Source organism: Vibrio sp. N418, assembly GCF_000222565.1.
In the GTDB taxonomy this organism is placed as follows: domain Bacteria; phylum Pseudomonadota; class Gammaproteobacteria; order Enterobacterales; family Vibrionaceae; genus Vibrio; species Vibrio scophthalmi.
In genome coordinates, this window is record NZ_AFWD01000017.1 from 1 (window position 1) to 368 (window position 368).

2 tRNA genes are annotated in these 368 nt (G+C 43.5%); both read right to left on the reverse strand.

The annotated features are described in order from the left end of the window. Window positions 1-169 precede the first annotated feature (169 nt). A tRNA-Val gene (locus RH86_RS03055) sits at window positions 170-245 on the reverse strand. A gap of 37 nt (window positions 246-282) precedes the next feature. Then, window positions 283-358, reverse strand: a tRNA-Ala gene (locus RH86_RS03060). Window positions 359-368: the final 10 nt, after the last annotated feature.

The following is a 368-nucleotide window of genomic DNA, read 5'->3' on the forward strand; positions in this document are numbered from 1 at the left end:
CATTGCCAAGAACACTTGAATGTGTTTTTTGGTGTTTATCTTAAAGATAAACATTGAGAACTTTTTTTGATAACAACAGTGTTGTTATCAGTCAGCTTTCCAAATTGTTAAAGAGCTAGATTTCTATTGAAACCATTTCTAAAAACACTCTTGCGAATGCGCTTAAAGATGGTGGGCGATACCGGGCTCGAACCAGTGACCCCCTGCTTGTAAGGCAGGTGCTCTCCCAACTGAGCTAATCGCCCATATTAGTTTTACTTCTTATAGGAAGAAGTTTCTCAATGGTGGAGCTATGCGGGATCGAACCGCAGACCTCCTGCGTGCAAGGCAGGCGCTCTCCCAGCTGAGCTATAGCCCCATTGAGAAAA